We start from the raw sequence: 2,898 nt of genomic DNA on the forward strand, positions 1-2,898 counted from the left end.
GGTCCCCCAGCCATACGCGCCAAAGGCCCGCCCGGTTTCGCCGGGCGGGCCTTTTCTCTGCGCCCGCCCGGGACCGGCCACGGGGCGGCGTGCTAGGATGGTGCCATCCGCATCATTGGGAGGAGTCGCCCGGCAAGGGCGAGCACCACCGGACCGCCATGGCCCACCGCATCCTGCTGCTGTACAACACGCCCAAGGCCAAGCGCTACTTCGAGACGCTGCGGGACCACCTCTCCGGCCTGGACATCCGGGTCCGGCCACTGCTGGCCAGCCCGAGCGGGCCGCGGCTGAGCGCCCTGGAGCGGGCCCGGATCGCCGAGTACACCATGCGCCGCAAGCGGGCCCGCCTGCGCCTTCCCTCCTGGCGGGTGCGCCTCCTGGACCGCGGCCACCGGGCGGCGGCGCAGGGCCACTACAACTGGGCGCGGCGCCAGATCGAGCGACTGGCCCCCGACGCCGTGGGGGTGTGGGGCGGCCAGGCGGTGGACGCGCATGCCGCCCGGGCCGCCGCCGATGACACCGGGGTCGGCCGCTACACCTTCGAGACCGGCCTGCTGCCCCAGACCACCACCTGCGATCCGGCCGGGGTCAACTTCGACAACTCGGTGCCGCGCGACCCCGCTTTCTACGCCGCGTTCTCCGGCGCCGCACCCCTGCCGGAGTCGCTGCAGCAGCGCCCCGGCCGCCGGCCGCAGAGCGCCGTTCCCCTGCCCGGCGACTACGTTTTCGTGCCCTTCCAGGTGCACCTGGACAGCCAGCTGCTGATGTACTCGCCCTGGATCCGCGACATGGGCCACATGTTCACCGCCATCAGCGAGGCCTGGCGCGGCACCAGCCTGGCCCGCCGCGGCATCCAGCTGGTGTTCAAGAGGCACCCCAGCTGCCCCGAGACCTACCCCGAACTGCGCGCCGCCACCGCCCGCGAGCCGGGGGTGATTTTCGCCGGCGGCAACACCACCGAGGAGCTGATCCGCGGCGCCCGCGGGGTGATCACCCTCAACTCCACGGTGGGCATCGACGGGCTCCTCATGGACCGGCCGGTGCTGGCCCTGGGCCGGGCCTGCTACGCCGTCCCCGGCGTCGCGGACAGCGCCCGCAGCGTGGCCGAGATCGCCCGCTGGCTGGAGGCGGTGGCGAGCGACAGGCCACCGGCGGCGGGGCACCGCGAGGCCTTCCTGCGCTACCTGGCGCGCGACTACTGCATCCCGGACCCGCACAAGGCGCCGGGTCCGGAGCACTTCCGGGCCATGGAGCGCCGCCTGAGCGACCACACGCGCCTGGTGCCGGCCCATCCCGCCGGGGAGGAAGGCGCCCCCGGGGGCGAGCGCCATGCCTCCTGAGCTGCCTTTGGCCCGCCCCCCGGAGCGCCTGTGCCTGGTGCGCCTTTCCGCCCTGGGCGACGTCACCCACGTCCTGCCCATCGTCCACACCCTGCGCCGGGTTTGGCCCGAGACCGAGCTCACCTGGATCATCGGCGGGCGCGAAGCGGAGCTGGTGGCGGGGCTTCCGGATGTGGAGCTGATACGGCTGGACAAGGCGGCGGGCTGGCGGGGCTACCGCGACCTGGCCCGGACCCTGCGGGGGCGACGCTTCGATGTGCTGCTTCAGCTGCAGGTGTCCCTGCGCGCCCACCTGGCCAGCCTGTTCGTGCGGGCGCCGCTGCGGCTGGGCTTCGACCCGGTGCGCTCACGCGATCTGCACCGGCTCTTCGTCAACCGGCGCATCCCCCATCGCGACCGGGAGCACGTCCTCGACGGCCATTTCGGCTTCCTGGAGCAGCTTGGGATCCGCCAGCGGGTGCTGGACTGGCACGTGCCCATCCCGGAGGCAGACGCCGCCTTCGCCGCCGAGCAGCTGCCCGGGGATACCCCCACCCTGGCCATCAGCCCGGGTGCGAGCAATCCGCTGCGGAACTGGCGACCGGAGCGCTACGCCGCCGTGGCCGACGCAGCCGTGCGGGATTACGGCATGCGGGTGGTCCTCATCGGCGGCCCCAGCGCCACCGAGAAAGAGCTGGGAGCGACCATCGAGGGCCACATGACGACCCCCCGGCCCATCAACCTGATCGGCCGCCTGTCGCTCAAGGGGACCCTGGCCGTCATGGCGCGGGCCACCGCCCTGGTCAGCCCCGACTCGGGGCCGGCGCACATGGCCGCGCTGGTGAACCTGCCGGTGATCGGCCTGTACGCGGTGATGAACCTCCACCGCACCGGTCCGTATCCGAGCATCGACTACTGCGTCGACGCCTATCCGGTCGCCGCCGAACGCTTCCTGGGGCAATCGGCCGACGAGCTTCCCTGGGGCAAGCGCGTGGAGCACCCCGAAGCCATGGACTGCATCACCACGGACATGGTTACCCAGCGCCTGGCGGCAATCATGGCGCGCAGCGGGCCGGCCTCGGCCGGTTAGGCGGAACGGGCGGAGAGGTCAGGCGAGCGCCCACTAAAAAGCCCCGCCTCAAGGGCGGGGCTCTTTTCGGATCTGGTGGAGCCGGTCGGGATCGAACCGACGACCTCGTGAATGCCATTCACGCGCTCTCCCAACTGAGCTACGGCCCCGAAATGGGAAGGCCGGATTCTAGGCGGCGGGTCGGGGACTGTCAAGCGAGGCCCTGTTCCGGCGGCGATTCGACCGCCGAGACGCAGAGGGCGCAGAAAAGGCTTACTATCTGACCAAGAATCTTGTAGGAGCGGCGTCCACGCCGCGATTTGTTGCTTATCGGGCCAAAAGCATCGCGGCCTGGAGGCCGCTCCTACAAATGCCCGGTCCCTGGCCCTTTCCGGTGCTTCTCCCCACCCTCTGCGTCTCTGCGGTCATTACCGCTGCCGACCACCCTACTCCGTCGCGGCCCGCTCCCGGATATAGACCAGGGCCCGGTCCAGGCGCTCGAGGGTGGTG

2 protein-coding genes and 1 tRNA gene are annotated in these 2,898 nt (G+C 71.7%); 2 read left to right on the forward strand and 1 reads right to left on the reverse strand.

Annotated elements, in window-relative coordinates:
* The first annotated feature begins 89 nt into the window (after positions 1-89).
* On the forward strand, positions 90-1,340 hold the full coding sequence (locus V5A19_RS14210) for a capsular polysaccharide export protein, LipB/KpsS family (RefSeq protein WP_332327982.1): 1,251 nt from the start codon (positions 90-92) through the stop codon (positions 1,338-1,340).
* Positions 1,330-2,409, forward strand: coding sequence for a glycosyltransferase family 9 protein (locus V5A19_RS14215; RefSeq protein ID WP_332319930.1), 1,080 nt, complete (start codon positions 1,330-1,332; stop codon positions 2,407-2,409). The genes V5A19_RS14210 and V5A19_RS14215 overlap by 11 nt, the downstream gene beginning before the upstream one ends.
* A gap of 73 nt (positions 2,410-2,482) precedes the next feature.
* Here V5A19_RS14215 and V5A19_RS14220 read toward each other — a convergent pair.
* Positions 2,483-2,558 (reverse strand) — tRNA-Ala (locus V5A19_RS14220).
* Positions 2,559-2,898: the final 340 nt, after the last annotated feature.

This window comes from Thiohalorhabdus sp., from assembly GCF_036628635.1.
GTDB lineage: Bacteria > Pseudomonadota > Gammaproteobacteria > Thiohalorhabdales > Thiohalorhabdaceae > Thiohalorhabdus.